Genomic DNA, 15,419 nt, shown 5'->3' with positions numbered 1-15,419 from the left:
GCAGGTCGTGGACTCATCACTGCACGCCCGGATACGCGCGGGGGACCCCGAGGCGTTCCGGGAACTCTTCCGCGACCACGCGCCCCTGGTCCATCGGCACGCCGTCCGCGTGAGCGGCGACCGGGGGCTCGCCGAGGACGTCGTCTCGCTCACCTTCCTGGAGGCGTGGCGCCTGCGCGAGCGGCTCCTCGACCACGAGGCCGGCCCGCGCCCCTGGCTCATGGGCATCGCCGTCAACGTGCTGCGCAACACGCGCCGCGCCGCGCGCCGCCACCAGGCGGCCCTCGCGCGCCTGCCGGCCCGGCACCCCGTCCCCGACTTCGCCGAGGAACTCGCCGGACGCCTGGCCGACGCCGAGCAGCTCGCCGCCGTCCAGCGCGCCCTGAAGAAGCTGCGCCGCAGCGAGCGCGAGGTGTTCACCCTGTGCGTCTGGTCCGACCTGGGGTACGCCGAGGCCGCCGCCGCGCTCGGCGTCCCCGTCGGCACCGTACGGTCGCGGCTCTCCCGCGCCCGCGCACGGCTGCGCGGACTCGCCGAAGACGAACTGCGGAAGAACCGCGCGCCGTGGAGGAACCGCGAGTCGCAGACGGGACCCGAGCCCGGGGGAAAGGACAGGGAACCGCTTCCGCGCCCCGGACAAGTACCGGGCGGCCGCACTTCCGCGGCCCGGTCGTACGAGCCGCACGAGGAGGAGACGTACAGATGATCCGCATGTTCGGGAAGCGGACCGAGCCCCTGGACCGCACGGAGCTCGCCCGGCTGCTGCCGGCCCCGTCGACCCCCGCGATGCCCTCCGGCCGTCAGTCGCAGCTGGAGGAGCACCTGTTGAGCGAGATCCGCACCCCCGCACCCGCCCCCGAGGCCCCCGCGCGGCCGGTCCGGCGCGCCCTGCTGATCGGCGTCCCGGTCACCGCCGCCGCGCTCACCGCCGCCCTCGCGGTCGGCACGCTGACCGGCGGCGGCACCGACGCACCGCCCACGGCCGCCTCCCCGGTGGAGGCGCCGGTCGTCCGGATCGAGGAGGGCAGCACCGTCCAGCTCGCCTCGACCGTCCAGCGGATCGCCGCCGCCGCGAGCGCGCAGCGGATCCCGGAGCCGAAGCCCGGCCAGTACGTCTACATCAAGAGCAAGGTCTCCTTCCTGACGTCCATGTTCAACGGCGACACCAACGAGTCCCGGACGTGGGTGCAGCCGCTGCACCAGCGCGAGGTCTGGAAGTCCCCCGACGGACGCGAGGGCTGGCTCGACGAGCCCGGCTACCAGCCGGCCGGCGGGATCACCCTCGACCTGGACGGCGGGCAGGAAGCCCTGCCGTACCTGACCTACGACTGGGTCAGGAAGCAGCCGGCCGACCCCGACCGGCTCCTCGCCGCCATCCGCGCCACCGCCACCGACGGCGGCTCGCACGACCGCGACCAGCAGACGTTCGAGGCCATCGAGGAGATCATCAACGAGCAGCTCGTCCCGGCCCCGACCGCCGCCGCGCTCTACCGCGCCGCGGCGAAGATCCCCGGTGTGTCCGTCGTCTCCCACTCCCAGGACGCCGCCGGCCGCACCGGTCTCGCCCTGGCCCGGCTGGACGAGCAGAGCGGCGAGCGCACCGAGCTGATCTTCGACCGCAAGACCTTCGTCTACCTCGGCAGCCGTGGCGTCCAGGTCAAGCCGTCCGGCGACGTCGCGCCCGGCACGGTCGTCGAGCGCACCGCCGTCCTGGAGCGGGCCGTCGTCGACGCCCGGAAGGAGCGGCCCGGAAGGAGCGGGACCGGGACCGCCTGAGCGGGGTCGCGGGAACAGCGGGGTACGGCCGGGAACGACCGGTCGTACCCCGTACGCCGTTACAGGCGGCTCAGGGACGCCGCGGCCGACAGGACGTCCCTGATGGCCTCGCGGTCGCCGTCCTGGCCCGCGGCCGCCTCCTCCGGTGTGATGTGGCCGGCCACCAGTTGGCAGAACTCGACCCCGTCCATGGCGACCTGGGCGACCGCGCGGTCCGGCGAGCCGACGGCGGCGGGGGAGTCCAGGGCGATGTACCAGTGGCCGCCGCCCGCGCCCTCCACCTCCAGGTGGAGCGAGCGGCCCGGCGCGCCCGCGGTGACGAGTTCCCGGGCGGGGGCGGCCAGGCCCGTGCGGCGGCGGTTGGCGAGGGCTCCGGGGAGCAGGCGGGCCGCGAGGTCGATCATGTCGTGGAGGTGGGTGCCGCTGGGCGGCGCGTACGGGTAGGCCACCGCCGTCGCGATGTCGTCCGCGTGCAGCCAGCACTCGAAGGCCCGCTCCAGGAGGGAGTCCCGGAGCGGGAGGGAGAAGCACTTGTAGGTGACCGTCAGGTCGGCCACGCTCCGGCCCGCGAACGCGGCCGTCCGGACCAGCGTGTGCGACTGGTTCCGCCAGGGCTCCCGGATGGAGCGGTTCGGCGGCCGGTCCAGGGCCGCCCAGAACGCTTCGGTCCGTTCCGTCGGGGACAGTTCCGGCACGTCCGCGCCGAGCGGGTCCTCCAGGCCGAGGGCCGTCGACACCAGGCCGTCCACCGCCATGAGGTGGCCGATGACCGAGGCGACGGTGGCCTTGCGGCGCACCGTGCGGTCCTCCTCGTACCACTTGAGCCGTACCGGCGCGTGCCACTCGGACTCGCCGATGTCCCGGAGCAGCGCGTCGAGCCGGGCGGTCTCCGCGTCGTACGGCGTGACCCAGTCGGGGACGGGGATGCGGGCGGGGCGGCGGCCCAGGCAGGTCTCCAGGACCCGGGAGCGCAGCAGCGGGTCGAGGTCCAGGTCGCGGTCCTCGTGGAGGAGGGTGACGGCGTCGCGGAGCCGGAGGGCCTCGTCCGCGCAGGGGGCGCAGGTGGTGAGGTGGTTCTCGACGGCCGCGGTCTCGCCGGCGGAGCACGCCGAAAGCGCCCAGGCCCCGAGCAGGGACTTGAGCACGTTGTGGGTGAGGACCGGTACCTCCGGTTCCTCCGCCGCCGCTTCCATCTCCTCCTTTTCCGTCTCCTCCTTCGGTGGTTCCGCCGGTCGTGCCGTCAGGTCCGCGTGGTCGTCGGCCGCCTTGCGCGGCCCCGGTATCCAGGGGGCGCGGGCGACGTCCTCCGGCTCGCCGGTCGCCTCGCTCACGGCGTCCGTCCGTAGCCGTTCGCGGAGGAGAGCAGCTGGAGTCCGAGCCGGAGGCGCCGGCGGGCCTCGTCCTCGGTGACGCCGAGGTCGGCGGCGGTCTGGCGGTAGTCGCGCCGCTGGAAGTACGCCAGTTCGAGCGCGGCCCGCAGGGGTGCGGGCATGGACGTCACGATGTAGTCGGCGCGGGCCGCGACCCAGGCCCGGCGGACCTTCTGCTCCAGCTCCTCGGCGGAGCCGATCCCCGTCTCCTCGTACGCCGTGGCCTCGGTCTGCCGCAGCCGCTGCACGGCCTGCCGCTGGGTCAGCCGGGCGACCCACGCGCGCATGCTGCCCTGCTTCGGGTCGTACGAGTCGGGGTTCTCCCAGATGTGGCCGAAGACCTCGCGGGTGACCTGGTCGGCCGCCGCGTCGTCGTCGAGGACCCGGTGGGCGAGGCTGTGCACGAGGGAGGCGAACCGGTCGTAGAACTCGCCGAGGGCAGCGGCCTCCCCGCGCGCCAGCCGCTGCTGCATCCTGCGGTCCCAGCGCCGTGGTGTCTCCATCGCCATGCGGCTCTCCGCCCCTTCCCGGACACCGGATCCCCGGTCCCGGCACACCGGTTCTCCTCCAAAGTAATGCGCCGATCCGACAACTCACGCCTGTTTGCCGCAAGTGCGACCTTGACGCGGATGTGGATGGTAAGGAAAGCGTCACCCTCGGGCCAGGGGGTTTCGGGCGGGCGTGGCGGGGCAGGCGCCCGTCCGTGACGACGATCGAGGTCGACGAGGACGCGTACGGCTCCTGGACGGTGTTCCACGTCCGGGGGGAACTGGACCTGGTCACCTCCCCCCGGATACGCCGCCGCGTCCACGAGGCCGTGGCGGGCGGCCGCCGCGACCTGGTGATCGACCTGTCCGCCGTGCGGTTCTGCGACTCCAGCGGCGTCGGCGTGCTGATCGCCTCCCGTCGGCTGCTCCGCTCCTGCGGCGGCCGGCTCCGCCTGATCCTTCCCGAGGACTCCGGCACCCGGGACGGTCACGTCGGACGGGTGCTCTCCGCGCTCGGCGTCCGGCGCCTCTTCGACGTGTACGAGGACGTGCCGGGGGCCCTCACGGAGCCGCCGGGGATCCTCCCGGAGCAGCCGGGTCCCCTCACGGAGCCGTCGTACCGAAACGCTCCCTGAGCCTGTACTTGAGGACCTTCCGCAGGGTCTCGTTGCGGGGCAGGGCCTCCACCACCTCCAGCTGCTCCGGCAGCTTGTGGACGGAGAGCCCGGCCGCCCGCAGGAAGGCCGTGACCCGCGGGAGGTCCAGCGGGGCGGCGCCCGGGGGCTGTTCGACGACGGCGCAGACGCGTTCGCCGCGCTCGGCGTCCGGGAGGCCTATGACGGCCGCGTCGCCCACGTCCGGGTGCGTGTGGAGGAGGTCCTCGATCTCCTTGGCCGAGATGTTCTCTCCCTTGCGGATGATGATGTCCTTGACGCGGCCGGTGAGGACGAGGTGGCCGCTCGGCGTGAGGTGCCCGACGTCGCCGGTGATGAGGAAGCCGTCCTCGTCGAAGGCGGCGGCCGTCTGCGCCGGGTCGAGGTAGCCCCGGCAGACGGCCTCGCCGCGGAGCCGGACCTCGCCGTCGCCGGTGATGCGGATCTCCATGCCGGCGGGCGGGCGGCCCTCGGTCGTGGCGAGGTTCTCCTCGGTGTCGTCGGGGGCGCCCATCGTGATCATGGGGACCTCGGTCATGCCGTACCCGTGGGTGAGTTGGCAGCCCAGCTCCTCGCGCACCGCGTGGTAGATCTCGGGCGGCTTGGGCGCCCCGCCGCCCGCGAGCAGGCGCAGGGTGGGGATGACGGGCTTCCCCGGCTGCTTGCGCTGCTCGGCGAGGAACATCGAGTAGAAGGCGGTGGAGCCGCCGGCGACGGTCACGCCGTGCCGGTTGTACGCGTCGAGGGCCTCCGGCAGCGCGAACTGTTCGAACATCACGGCGGGGAACCCGTACAGCAGGAGCATCACCGTGTAGTCGGGCCCGGCGATGTGCGCGTACGGGAAGGCCATCGAGCCGACGTCCTCGGCCGTGAGGTGCAGGGCGTGGGCGAGGCAGGAGCCGCCGGCGAGGAGCGAGCGGTCGGTGTGCAGGACGCCCTTGGGGTCGGAGGTGGTCCCCGAGGTCCAGTAGATCCAGCGGACGTCCGTGCCGGAGGCGGGGGGCGGGGGCAGGACGGCCGGGTCGCCGTCGGGCAGGCCCTCCGGGGAGTACGCCTCGAAGATCCCGCGCGCGCCGAGCCTCCGGGCCATCTCCGCATGGTCGAATCCGCGCCAGATCCCGGGGACCGCGAAGTACTCGGCCTTCGACTCGCGCAGCGCGAAGCCGACCTCCTTGTCGCGGTAGAAGGGGATCACCGGGGACTGCACGGCGCCGATGCGGGCGAGCGCGAAGGTGAGCACCGCGGTCTCGATGCGGGTGGGCAGCTGCCAGGCGACGACCGTGCCGGGGCGCACGCCCATCCCGTACAGCCCGGCGGCGCAGCGCTCGGCGCGCTCGCGCAGGCCCCCGAAGGTGAGGACGCGGTCGTCCTGGAGGAGGACGGGCCGGTCGGGGGTGAGGGCGGCGCGGCGCTCGACGAGCTCCCAGAGCGTGCGGGACTCGCCCAGGGCGTGCGCGGTCTCGCCGGGAGTGCGTGCGGTTTCGCCGGGAGTGCGTGCGGTCTCGTTCATCCCGTACTCCTCATGGCTGACGTTCCGTCAGATGGTGCGGTGAGCGTAGAGGTCCGGCGCTTGTCGGTCCAGGGGTCCGGGGCTAGCCTGATGCCGTCAGATCTGACGGGTCATCAGAAACGGGAGAAGGCTCCATGACGGAACTGCCCCGCATCATCAGCGTCGACGACCACGTGATCGAGCCCGCGCACCTCTTCGAGACCTGGCTCCCGAAGAAGTACCGGGATCGCGGACCCCGGCCCCTCACGGCCGGCATCGGAGAGCTCGCCTACGTCGGTGGCAAGTACCAGATCACGATGGACCCCGAAGGGCCGCCCACCGACTGGTGGATCTACGAGGACCTCAAGTTCCCGTACAAGCGCAACATCGCCGCCGTCGGCTTCGACCGCGACGACATGACCCTGGAGGGGATCACCAGGGAGGAGATGCGCCGGGGCTGCTGGGACCCGAAGGCCCGCCTCGCCGACATGGACCTCAACCACGTCGAGGCCTCCCTCTGCTTCCCCACCTTCCCCCGCTTCTGCGGACAGACCTTCGCCGAGGCGCACGACAAGGAGGTCGCCCTCGCCTGCGTCCGCGCCTACAACGACTGGATGGTCGAGGAGTGGTGCGGCGACAGCGGCGGCCGGCTGATCCCGCTGTGCATCATCCCGCTCTGGGACATCGACCTGGCCGTCGCCGAGATCCGGCGCAACGCCGCCCGGGGGGTGAAGGCGGTGACCTTCTCCGAGATCCCCACCCATCTGGGGCTCCCGTCGATCCACTCCGGCTACTGGGACCCGTTCTTCGCCGTCTGCCAGGAGACCGGGACGGTGGTGAACATGCACATCGGCTCCAGCAGCCAGATGCCGGCCGCGTCCCCGGACGCCCCGCCCGCCGTCCAGGCCTCGCTGAGCTTCAACAACGCGATGGCATCGATGATGGACTTCCTCTTCAGCGGGGTGCTGGTGAAGTTCCCCCGGCTGAAGCTGGCGTACAGCGAGGGCCAGATGGGCTGGATCCCGTACGCCCTCGAACGCGCCGACGACGTCTGGGAGGAGCACCGGGCGTGGGGCGGCGTCCGCGACCTCATCCCCGAACCCCCGTCCACGTACTACTACCGGCAGATCTACTGCTGCTTCTTCCGCGACAAGCACGGCATCGCCTCGCTCGACGTGGTCGGCCGGGACAACGCCACCTTCGAGACCGACTACCCGCACGTCGACTCGACCTTCCCGCACACCAAGGAGGTCGCCCTCGACCACGTCCGGGGCCTCGACGACGAGACGGTCTACAAGCTGATGCGGGGCAACGCCATCCGCATGCTGGATCTGGGGATCGTCTGATGGACCTCTCCTGCACGGACGAGGAGGAGGCCTACCGGGCTCGTCTGCGCGAGTGGCTCGCCGCCACCCTGCCCGGCCTTCCCGAGCGGCCCGACCCGCTCGACTGGCCCGCGCGCCGCGCCTACGACTGCGGCTGGCAGCGCCGCCTGTACGACGCCGGATACGCCGACACCCACTGGGACGCCTCCCCGACCCAGCGCCTCGTCTTCCTGGAGGAGACCGAACTCGCCGGCGCCCCCTACGTCGGCGCCAACTTCGTCGGCCTCCTCCACGCCGGACCCACCATCGCCGCCGAGGGCACGGAGGAGCAGCGCGCACGGTGGCTGCCGCCGATCCTGCGCGGCGACGAGGTCTGGTGCCAGGGCTTCAGCGAGCCCGACGCCGGCTCCGACCTCGCCTCCCTGCGGACGAGGGCCGTACGGGACGGGGACGCGTACGTCGTCACCGGACAGAAGATCTGGACCTCGCATGCCGAGGTCGCCGACTGGTGCGAGCTGCTGGTGCGGACGGACCCGGACGCCGTCTCGAAGCACAGGGGCATCACCTGGCTCGCCATGCCCATGGACGCCCCCGGCATCACCGTACGGCCGCTGCGCACCCTCGCCGGGTCCACCGAGTTCGCCGAGGTCTTCCTCGACGAGGTGCGGGTGCCGGTGTCCCACCGGGTCGGCGAGGAGAACGACGGCTGGCGCGTCACCATGGTGACCCTGTCCTTCGAGCGCGGCACCGCGTTCGTCGGCGAGGTCGTCGCATGCCGCCGGCTGCTCGGCGAACTCGCCCGTACGGCCCGGAAGAACGGCACCTGGGACGATCCCGTCCTGCGACGTCGGCTCGGCAGGCTCTCCGCCGAGTTCCAGGCGCTGTGGCGGCTCACGCAGGCCAACGTCAGCGAGGCCCAGGCGACGGGCGGGGTGCCGGGGGCGGGCGGTTCCGTCTTCAAGCTGCACTACTCGCATGCCCGCCAGGAGCTGTACGACGCGGCCGCCGCCGTCCTCGGGCCCGACGCGCTCGACCTCGGGCGCGACTGGACCCTCGACCGGCTGTCCTCGCTCTCGTACACGATCGCGGCCGGCACCTCCCAGATCCAGCGCAACATCGTCGCCGAGCGCATCCTCGGCCTGCCGAAGGGGCGGTGAGCTTCTCATGGACTTCCGGCTCACGGAGGACCAGCGGGCGCTGCGGCGGGGGGTACGGGAGCTGCTCGCGCGGCTCTTCGACCGGGAGGCGCTGCGGGCCGCGGTCGATGCCCGCTCCCTGGACAGGGACCTGTGGCGGGAGCTGGGTGCCGCCGGGTTCTTCGCGCTGCGGCTCCCCGAGGCGGAGGGGGGCGTCGGGCTCGGGCTGCCCGAGGCGGTGCTCGTCTTCGAGGAGGCGGGGAGGGTGTTGCTGCCGGGGCCGTTGGTTTCCACGCACTTGGCGGCGGGGACCGTGCCGGGGGCGGCGGAGGGGGCTGTCGTGGTGACCGGTGCCTCGGAGGGGCTTGTTCCTTGGCTGGACGAGGCCGATGTGGTGGTCGGTGACGTGTCGGGCGCGGTCCCGGTGCGGTCGGTCGATCCGCTCACGCCGCTCCATCGGTTGCCCGGCACCGGGGGTCGTGCCCACCCGTTCCTCCCCCAAGGACTTCGTCCAGGGGGGACCCCCGCCGCGGAACGATTGCCCACGACGGCAGTGCTGCTCACCGCCGCCGAGCAAGTGGGCAGCGCCGGGGCCACCACCGACATGGCCGTCTCCCACGCCCGTACGCGCGAGCAGTTCGGGCAGGTCGTCGGGGGGTTTCAGGCCGTCAAGCACCTGTGTGCCGGGATGTTGGTGCGGACCGAGCTCGCGCGGGCGGCGGTGTGGGCCGCCGCGGTCACGGGGGAGGCCGTCGAGATCGCGGGGGCGAAGCTGTTGGCGGACGAGGCGGCGACGCGCAACGCGAGGGACTGTCTGCAGGTGCACGGGGGGATGGGGTTCACCTGGGAGGCGGACGTGCATCTGCATCTGAAGCGGGCGTGGGTGCGGGCGGAGCTGGGGATGACCGTGAGTCAGGCGGAGGAGGCCGTGGCGGCGGCGCTGTAGCGCAGCGCGCGCGGCGGGTCACGGAATGTTGATATCGGGTTGTGTCCTTCGGCGGGGCCGTCACGGCCCGGAGTCGGCCCCCGCCTCCGGTACGCTCCGTGGGATGCGAGTGCTGATTGGCCCGGATCGTCCCGGTGTCGCCCCTGCGGCGGCCCCGCGGCCGGGGATGCCCGCCGCTCGCGCCCGGCGTTCGACTACCCGCAGCGTGCGTCGCACAGTATGGACCATGCGTACTCCTTCGCGCTGGAATATGCCCGAAGCGCTTGTTGCGGTGACTGTACGTCAACCATGCTGTCCCATAAGGGAATCACGTTCCGTAAAGGTGTGTCCGCCGGTTCGGATGGTGTGAGCGGTGCAGGTGCTTCAGGTGCAGTTGGAGGTCGGGCCGGACCCGGCCGAGGTGGGACGAGCCCGGAGGTGGGCCCGCTCGCGGCTCGCCGGGTCGGGCATACGGGATGACGAGCCGCTCGCCGAGACGCTGGTGCTCCTCATCTCCGAGCTCGTGACCAACGCCGTGGTGCACACGGGCTGCCCGGCCGTCCTGCGGATGCTGTTCGCCGCGGGGGGCGGGGTGCGGGTCGAGGTGGCCGACACGAGCGCCTGCCCGCCGCAGCCCCGGCACGCGGAGGGCGACGACACCAACGGGCGCGGCCTGGAGCTGGTCGACGGCCTCGCGGACCGGTGGGGCTGGCAGCCGGAGGGCGTCGGCAAGAGCATCTGGTGCGAGGTGGACCCGGTGGCGCCCGCGTCCGCCGTGTCGTCCCTGTCGCCCGCTCGGGTGCGCTGTTGACGATTCGTTCCGTTTTGCCCACTCTGGGGTGAGCGATTCGTGGCGAGCGAGGGGAGCCGAGGGCCGTGTGTCCTCGGCATGTGCGGGTCGCGGCCGGGTGGCGGCGGGCCGTGCCGTGCTCGGGGCGCGCGCGAGCGCGCCGCCGCCCGAAGAAGCGTCAGAGGACGGCCACCGGTGCCACCGGGGTGCCCGTGCCGCCGACGAAGGGCTCGGGCATCGCGGAGAGCAGGAAGGCGTGGCGCCCTTCCTGCGCACAGGCTGTGGACAGGCCCTCCAGGTTCCAGTTCTGTCCCTGGAGCATCCCCATCTCGACCAGGTGGAGGGCGTGTACGGGCAGCCAGAGGTCCTCGATCTCGGGCGGGAAGATCTCGAAGGTGAGCGTGTCGTTGGCGACGGCCGCGACGTCGTGCGCGTGGAACCACTCCGGCGTACGGACCGAGAGGCCCGGTGACGGGAACGCGTAACCGTGCTTGTCCCCGGCCAGGTACACCTGCATCTGCCCGGTCCGTACGAGGACGATGTCCCCGGACCGCACGGTCACCCCGCCGAACTCCGCCGCCTCGTCGAGGTCCTCGGGGGTGACGGCGTGGTCGCCGGGCAGCCGGTCGACGCCCTTCGCCGCCGCCACGTCGAGGAGCACCCCGCGGCTGACGATGTGGCGGGCCGTGTGGATGCCGCTGAACTCGGAGCGGCCGTGCGGGGTGATGGTGGCGGCGGGGCGGCCGTTGTAGATGCGGCCCGAGTGGGAGACGTGCGTGAGGGCGTCCCAGTGGGTGCCGGCCTGGAGGCCGAGGGTCACGGCGTCGTCGCTGGTGGCGACCGTGCCGGGGCCGAAGAGCTCCTGGTTGACCTGGACCATGGTGTGGAGCGGGTTGACCCGCCCGGGGATCATGCCCGTCTGCACTCCGTCCTGCTTGAGGTCGACGGCGAGGGGGACGCGGCGGCCGCTGCGGACGGTGGCGACGGCCTCCCGCACGACCTCGTCGGTGACGAGGTTGAGCGTGCCGATCTCGTCGTCCTGGCCCCAACGGCCCCAGTTGTTGACGCGCTTGGCGATCTCGTGGAAGGCGGGAGGAAGAGACATCGGGGCCTCCGGGGTCTTGTTTTCCGGTATCTGACGGACCGTAGAATCCTGACGACGAACGAATCTAACGGACCGTCAGAAAGTGCGGGAAGGGGCCGGGCGTGGGGAACTTCTTGGCTGGCAAGGTCATCGCCGTGACGGGGGCGGGGCGCGGCATCGGCCGCGCCGTCGCCCTCGCCTGCGCGGCGGAGGGCGCGAAGGTCGTCGTCAACGACTACGGGGTGTCGATCGAGGGCGGCGAGCCGACCTCGGAGGTCGCCGCCTCGGTCGTGAAGGAGATCGAGGCGGCGGGCGGGACGGCCGTCGCCGTCGCGGACGACATCTCCACCATGGCGGGCGGGGCGAGGGTCGTCGAGACAGCCCTCGGCGCGTACGGGCGGATCGACGGGGTCGTCTGCGTCGCCGGCATCCTGCGCGAACGGATGCTCTTCAACATGTCCGAGGAGGAGTGGGACCCCGTCGTCGCCACCCACCTGAAGGGCACCTTCACCGTCTTCCGGGCGGCCTCGGCCGTCATGCGCAAGCAGGGCACCGGGACGCTCATCGGCTTCACGAGCGGCAACCACCAGGGGTCCGTCGCCCAGGCCAACTACTCGGCGGCGAAGGGCGGGATCATCTCGCTCGTACGGTCGGCGGCCCTCGGCCTCCACAAGTACGGCGTCACCGCCAACGCGGTCGCGCCCGTGGCCCGTACCCGCATGTCCGCGAACGTCCCCATGGAGCTCAAGGAGATCGGCGAACCGGAGGACGTGGCGGCGCTCGTCGTCTACCTGCTGTCCGACCGGGCCCGCGCGGAGAAGATCACCGGCCAGGTGTACACGATCGCCGGACCCAAGATCGCCGTCTGGGCGCAGCCCCGGGAGCTGCGGGCCGGATACGCCGAGGGCGGCGCCTGGACGCCCGAGCGCATCGCGGACTTCCTGCCCGGCACGGTGGGGACGGACCCGATGCCGATGCTGGCGATGCTGGAGGAGATGGCGAGGGCGGCCGCCGCCGGCGAACGCCCCAACACCGGCCGGGGGAGCGGATCATGAGGGGCGTCGTCTTCGACGGGAAGCAGGTCCAGGTCGTCGACGACCTGGAGGTACGGGACCCGGGCCCGGGGGAGGTGCTCGTCGGGATCGCCGCCGCCGGGCTCTGCCACAGCGACCTGTCCGTCATCGACGGGACCATCCCCTTCCCCCCGCCCGTCGTCCTCGGCCACGAGGGCGCCGGGGTCGTCGAGGCCGTGGGCCCCGGCGTCGTCCACGTCGTCCCCGGCGACCACGTCGCCCTGTCCACCCTCGCGAACTGCGGCGCCTGCGCCGACTGCGACCGGGGCCGTCCGACGATGTGCCGCAAGGCCATCGGGATGCCGGGCCGGCCCTTCTCCCGGGGAGGGCAGCCGCTCTTCCAGTTCGCCTCCAACTCGTCCTTCGCCGAGCGGACCGTCGTCAAGGCCGTCCAGGCCGTGAAGATCCCGAAGGACATCCCGCTGACCTCAGCCGCCCTCATGGGCTGCGGCGTCCTCACCGGCGTCGGAGCCGTACTGAACCGCGCGAAGGTCGGCCGCGGCGAGACCGTCGTCGTCATCGGCACCGGCGGCATCGGCCTCAACGTCCTCCAGGGCGCCCGCATCGCCGGCGCCCTCACGATCGTCGCCGTCGACACCAACCCGGACAAGGAGGCGGTGGCCCGGCAGTTCGGGGCCAGCCACTTCCTGACCTCCGCGGACGGGGTGCGGGAGATCCTCCCCACCGGCGCCGACCACGTCTTCGAATGCGTCGGCCACACCGGCCTCGTCCGCACCGCCGTCGACCTCCTCGACCGGCACGGCCAGGCCGTCCTGCTCGGCATGACCGCCCCCAAGGCCGAAGCGACCTTCCTCCCGGCCGCGATGTTCCTCGACAAGTCCATCCTGGGCTGCCGCTACGGCTCCTCCCGCCCCCAGAAGGACATCGCCCTCTACGCCGACCTGTACCTCTCCGGGGCCCTGCTCCTCGACGAGCTGGTGACCGCGACGTATCCGGTGGAGGAGTTCGCGCGGGCGGCGGAGGACGCGGAGGGGGGGAAGGTGGCGCGGGGGGTGCTGACGTTCTGAGGGGTACGGCTAATCCGCTGGGAGCCGGTGTCACCAGCGGGTTACCGTCCCGGGCATGTCCTACCGCGAGCTCGCCACCCGTCCCGTCCTCGCCTGGTGCGCCGTCACCGTCGCCAGTCGGCTGCCCGTCGCCATGGCGCCGCTCGCGCTCGTGTTCCTCGTGCGCGAGCGGCCAGGCGGGTACACGCTCGGGGCGGTGCTCGCCGCCGCGTACGTCCTGGGGGAGATCGTCGCCGCGCCCGTCCTCGGCATGCGGCTCGACGCCGAGCGGGCCCGGCCGCAGCTCGCCGCCGGACTCGCGGTCGGGGCAGCCGGGTTCGCCGGGCTCGGGCTCGCGCCCGGTGCCCACCCCGCAGTCCTCGCCGTGCTCGCGTTCCTCGCGGGCGCGGCCCCGGGCGCCGTGCCCGGCGGACAGCGGGCCCTGCTCACCAGCCTCGTCCCGGAGGGGGCCGTCACCCAGGCCATGAGCATGGAGTCGGTGCTGGTCTTCGGGATCTGGGCGGCCGCGCCCGCGCTCACCACGGGCCTGGCGCTCGGCGTCGCCCCCGCCGGACCGCTGCTGCTCCAGGGCGCCCTGATGGGGATCGCGGTCGCCGGGCTGTGGACGCTGCCGGCCGGCTGGCGGAAGGCCGCCGAGGAGGACGGGGCCTCCGTGCGGCGGGCGCTGCTGCGGGCCTGGCCGGTGTACGTCCTCGGGGCCGCCGGCCTGACCCTGCTCGCGCTCGCCGAACTGATCCTGCCCGCGCTCCTCGAACAGCGGGGGATCGACCTCGGCTGGGCGGGGCCGCTGCTCGCCGGGTTCTCGATCGGATCGGCGGCCGGAGCGTTCGTGTACGGCCTCCGGGGCCGCTGGCCCGGCCCGCTGGCCGTGCAGTCCCTGGTCCTCGTCCTCGCGGTGGCCTCGGGGGTCGCCCTCGTCGCCGTCCTGCCCTGGGCGGCGGCCATCGCGATCGCCCTGGTCCTCGCCGGCCTCGTCCAGGCCCCCGCCGGCCTCACCCGGAACCTGGCCCTGCGCGAGCTGCTGCCACCGGGCGCGCTCGCCGCCGGCTACTCGGTCATGTACGCCGCGGTGGGCGCCGGTTACGCGGCCAGCGGCACCCTCGCCGGCGGGCTGCTCAAGGTGGTCGCCCCGTCGACGGCGATCCTCTGCGGGGTGGGCCTGACGGTGCTGCTCGCGGTGGTGGGGGCGGTGGGGGAGCGACGGCTGACCCGACGGACGCACGCGTCTCAGGGCCCTCAGGACCCTCAGGCCGAGCCCGCCCCCGTCGACGTGCGGAAGGTGCGGCGGTAGGACGTCGGGGTCACCCCGATCGCGGACATGAGGTGGACCCGTAGGGACTGGGCCGTGCCGAAGCCGGCGTCCTGGGCGACGCGGTCGACGGGGAGGGAGGTGGATTCCAGGAGGTGGCGGGCGCGTTCGACGCGCTGTTGGGTGAGCCATTGGCCGGGGCTGATGCCGACCTCGTCGCGGAAGCGGCGCGTGAAGGTCCGTACGCTCATGGCCTCCTGGTCGGCGAGGTCCCGGAGCTGGATGGGTTCGTGGAGGTGGGCGAGGGCCCAGGCGCGCGCGGCGGTGGTGGTGTGGGTGCCGGTCTCCGGGAGGGGCCGCTCGATGTACTGGGCCTGGCCGCCGTCCCGGTGGGGCGGTACGACGGTCCGGCGGGCGACGTCGTTGGCGACGGCCGTGCCGTGGTCGCGGCGCACGATGTGCAGGCACAGGTCGAGCCCGGCGGCCACCCCGGCCGAGGTGAGGACGTCGCCGTCGTCGATGAAGAGGACGTCCGCGTCGACCCGTACGCGCGGGAAGAGGCGCTGGAAGTGCTCGGCGGAGGCCCAGTGCGTGGTGGCCGGGCGCCCGTCGAGGAAGCCGGCGGCGGCGAGCACGTACCCGCCGGTGCAGATGGAGACGAGCCGGGTGCCGGGCCGGATGTGCGCGAGCGCGGCGGCCAGCTCCTCGGGGAGCCTGCCCTCGTCGTAGACGGGACCGAGCTCGTACGAGGCGGGCACGACGACCGTGTCGGCGGTGGCGAGCGCCTCCGGGCCGTGCTCGACGTGGATCGCGAAGTCGGCGTCCGTCTGCACCGGCCCGGCGACCGGGGCGCAGGTCGCGATCTCGTACAGCGGCCGTCCCCCGGCGTCCTTCGCGCGGCCGAAGATGCGGTGCGGGATGCCCAGCTCGAAGGGGAGGAGGCCGGGCAGGGCGAGAACGGCGACGCGGTGCGGCGACGGCGGCACGGGCGGCTCTCCCTCCGTAAATCGGTGGTGGTCCAGACCACCTGCTG

At 73.1% G+C, this 15,419-nt stretch carries 15 protein-coding genes; 10 read left to right on the top strand and 5 right to left on the bottom strand.

The genetic code is table 11. The annotated features are described in order from the left end of the window. Positions 1-7 precede the first annotated feature (7 nt). Both ACH4TP_RS04950 and ACH4TP_RS04945 read left to right on the top strand, forming a co-directional pair. Positions 8-706: an RNA polymerase sigma factor gene (locus ACH4TP_RS04950; protein WP_398435704.1), complete on the top strand. Its 699-nt coding sequence runs from the start codon at positions 8-10 to the stop codon at positions 704-706. Beyond that, positions 703-1,776, top strand: coding sequence for a CU044_5270 family protein (locus tag ACH4TP_RS04945; protein ID WP_398435702.1), 1,074 nt, complete (start codon positions 703-705; stop codon positions 1,774-1,776). Before ACH4TP_RS04950 ends, ACH4TP_RS04945 begins: the two co-directional genes overlap by 4 nt. A 59-nt stretch (positions 1,777-1,835) precedes the next feature. Here ACH4TP_RS04945 and ACH4TP_RS04940 read toward each other — a convergent pair whose 3' ends face one another. Together ACH4TP_RS04940 and ACH4TP_RS04935 are read right to left on the bottom strand one after the other, a co-directional pair. Further along, a complete protein-coding gene (locus ACH4TP_RS04940) occupies positions 1,836-3,107 on the bottom strand; it encodes a maleylpyruvate isomerase N-terminal domain-containing protein (protein ID WP_398183852.1) in 1,272 nt (423 codons plus the stop codon). Further along, complete coding sequence (locus ACH4TP_RS04935; RefSeq protein ID WP_389221291.1) at positions 3,104-3,655, bottom strand: sigma-70 family RNA polymerase sigma factor; 552 nt, start codon at positions 3,653-3,655, stop codon at positions 3,104-3,106. Before ACH4TP_RS04935 ends, ACH4TP_RS04940 begins: the two co-directional genes overlap by 4 nt. Positions 3,656-3,849: 194 nt before the next feature. Here ACH4TP_RS04935 and ACH4TP_RS04930 point away from each other — a divergent pair, with 194 nt between their 5' ends. Continuing rightward, positions 3,850-4,269 carry an STAS domain-containing protein gene (locus ACH4TP_RS04930; protein ID WP_398435700.1) on the top strand — a complete coding sequence of 140 codons (420 nt, stop codon included), beginning with the start codon at positions 3,850-3,852 and terminating at the stop codon, positions 4,267-4,269. On the opposite strand, the gene ACH4TP_RS04925 is transcribed toward ACH4TP_RS04930, so the two are convergent. Next, positions 4,238-5,797, bottom strand: coding sequence for a class I adenylate-forming enzyme family protein (locus tag ACH4TP_RS04925; protein WP_398435698.1), 1,560 nt, complete (start codon positions 5,795-5,797; stop codon positions 4,238-4,240). The genes ACH4TP_RS04930 and ACH4TP_RS04925 overlap by 32 nt on opposite strands. A 134-nt stretch (positions 5,798-5,931) precedes the next feature. Here ACH4TP_RS04925 and ACH4TP_RS04920 point away from each other — a divergent pair, with 134 nt between their 5' ends. The 4 genes from ACH4TP_RS04920 to ACH4TP_RS04905 all read left to right on the top strand — a co-directional run bounded on the left by ACH4TP_RS04920 (position 5,932) and on the right by ACH4TP_RS04905 (position 9,973). Then, entirely contained in the window at positions 5,932-7,122 is a 1,191-nt protein-coding gene (locus ACH4TP_RS04920; RefSeq protein ID WP_398183861.1) for an amidohydrolase family protein, read from the top strand. Beyond that, a complete protein-coding gene (locus tag ACH4TP_RS04915; protein WP_389221279.1) occupies positions 7,122-8,258 on the top strand; it encodes an acyl-CoA dehydrogenase in 1,137 nt (378 codons plus the stop codon). Before ACH4TP_RS04920 ends, ACH4TP_RS04915 begins: the two co-directional genes overlap by 1 nt. A 7-nt stretch (positions 8,259-8,265) precedes the next feature. Further along, complete coding sequence (locus ACH4TP_RS04910) at positions 8,266-9,183, top strand: acyl-CoA dehydrogenase family protein (protein ID WP_398435696.1); 918 nt, start codon at positions 8,266-8,268, stop codon at positions 9,181-9,183. Between the two features lie 352 nt (positions 9,184-9,535). Next, entirely contained in the window at positions 9,536-9,973 is a 438-nt protein-coding gene (locus ACH4TP_RS04905; RefSeq protein WP_398435694.1) for an ATP-binding protein, read from the top strand. A 157-nt stretch (positions 9,974-10,130) separates the two neighbouring features. Here ACH4TP_RS04905 and ACH4TP_RS04900 read toward each other — a convergent pair whose 3' ends face one another. Further along, a complete protein-coding gene (locus ACH4TP_RS04900; protein WP_398435692.1) occupies positions 10,131-11,057 on the bottom strand; it encodes a cyclase family protein in 927 nt (308 codons plus the stop codon). Positions 11,058-11,158: 101 nt separating this feature from the next. Here ACH4TP_RS04900 and ACH4TP_RS04895 point away from each other — a divergent pair, with 101 nt between their 5' ends. The 3 genes from ACH4TP_RS04895 to ACH4TP_RS04885 are packed head-to-tail and all read left to right on the top strand — an operon-like array spanning position 11,159 to position 14,428. After that, positions 11,159-12,091: an SDR family oxidoreductase gene (locus ACH4TP_RS04895; RefSeq protein ID WP_398183873.1), complete on the top strand. Its 933-nt coding sequence runs from the start codon at positions 11,159-11,161 to the stop codon at positions 12,089-12,091. Then, positions 12,088-13,137, top strand: a complete 1,050-nt coding sequence (locus tag ACH4TP_RS04890) for an alcohol dehydrogenase catalytic domain-containing protein (RefSeq protein WP_398435690.1) — start codon at positions 12,088-12,090, stop codon at positions 13,135-13,137. Before ACH4TP_RS04895 ends, ACH4TP_RS04890 begins: the two co-directional genes overlap by 4 nt. 55 nt (positions 13,138-13,192) lie before the next feature. Then, entirely contained in the window at positions 13,193-14,428 is a 1,236-nt protein-coding gene (locus ACH4TP_RS04885) for an MFS transporter (RefSeq protein ID WP_398183879.1), read from the top strand. Here ACH4TP_RS04885 and ACH4TP_RS04880 read toward each other — a convergent pair. Next, the gene (locus tag ACH4TP_RS04880; RefSeq protein ID WP_398435688.1) at positions 14,383-15,372 is read right to left on the bottom strand and encodes a GlxA family transcriptional regulator; all 990 of its coding nucleotides are present in this window, start codon (positions 15,370-15,372) and stop codon (positions 14,383-14,385) included. The genes ACH4TP_RS04885 and ACH4TP_RS04880 overlap by 46 nt on opposite strands. Positions 15,373-15,419 lie beyond the last annotated feature (47 nt).

Source organism: Streptomyces sp. NPDC021012 (assembly GCF_044333355.1).
Taxonomy (GTDB): domain Bacteria; phylum Actinomycetota; class Actinomycetes; order Streptomycetales; family Streptomycetaceae; genus Streptomyces.
The sequence above is the reverse complement of the archived record's forward strand: the minus strand, read 5'-3'. Positions and strand labels throughout refer to the sequence as shown.

Bases quoted from the DNA above. Each gene is read 5' to 3' on its own strand.
- ACH4TP_RS04945 (WP_398435702.1), top strand. From the start codon at position 703: ATGATCCGCATGTTCGGGAAGCGGACCGAGCCCCTGGACCGCACGGAG.
- ACH4TP_RS04935 (WP_389221291.1), bottom strand. From the start codon at position 3,655: ATGGCGATGGAGACACCACGGCGCTGGGACCGCAGGATGCAGCAGCGG.
- ACH4TP_RS04925 (WP_398435698.1), bottom strand. From the start codon at position 5,797: ATGAACGAGACCGCACGCACTCCCGGCGAAACCGCACGCACTCCCGGC.
- ACH4TP_RS04920 (WP_398183861.1), top strand. From the start codon at position 5,932: ATGACGGAACTGCCCCGCATCATCAGCGTCGACGACCACGTGATCGAG.
- ACH4TP_RS04915 (WP_389221279.1), top strand. From the start codon at position 7,122: ATGGACCTCTCCTGCACGGACGAGGAGGAGGCCTACCGGGCTCGTCTG.
- ACH4TP_RS04910 (WP_398435696.1), top strand. From the start codon at position 8,266: ATGGACTTCCGGCTCACGGAGGACCAGCGGGCGCTGCGGCGGGGGGTA.
- ACH4TP_RS04900 (WP_398435692.1), bottom strand. From the start codon at position 11,057: ATGTCTCTTCCTCCCGCCTTCCACGAGATCGCCAAGCGCGTCAACAAC.
- ACH4TP_RS04890 (WP_398435690.1), top strand. From the start codon at position 12,088: ATGAGGGGCGTCGTCTTCGACGGGAAGCAGGTCCAGGTCGTCGACGAC.
- ACH4TP_RS04885 (WP_398183879.1), top strand. From the start codon at position 13,193: ATGTCCTACCGCGAGCTCGCCACCCGTCCCGTCCTCGCCTGGTGCGCC.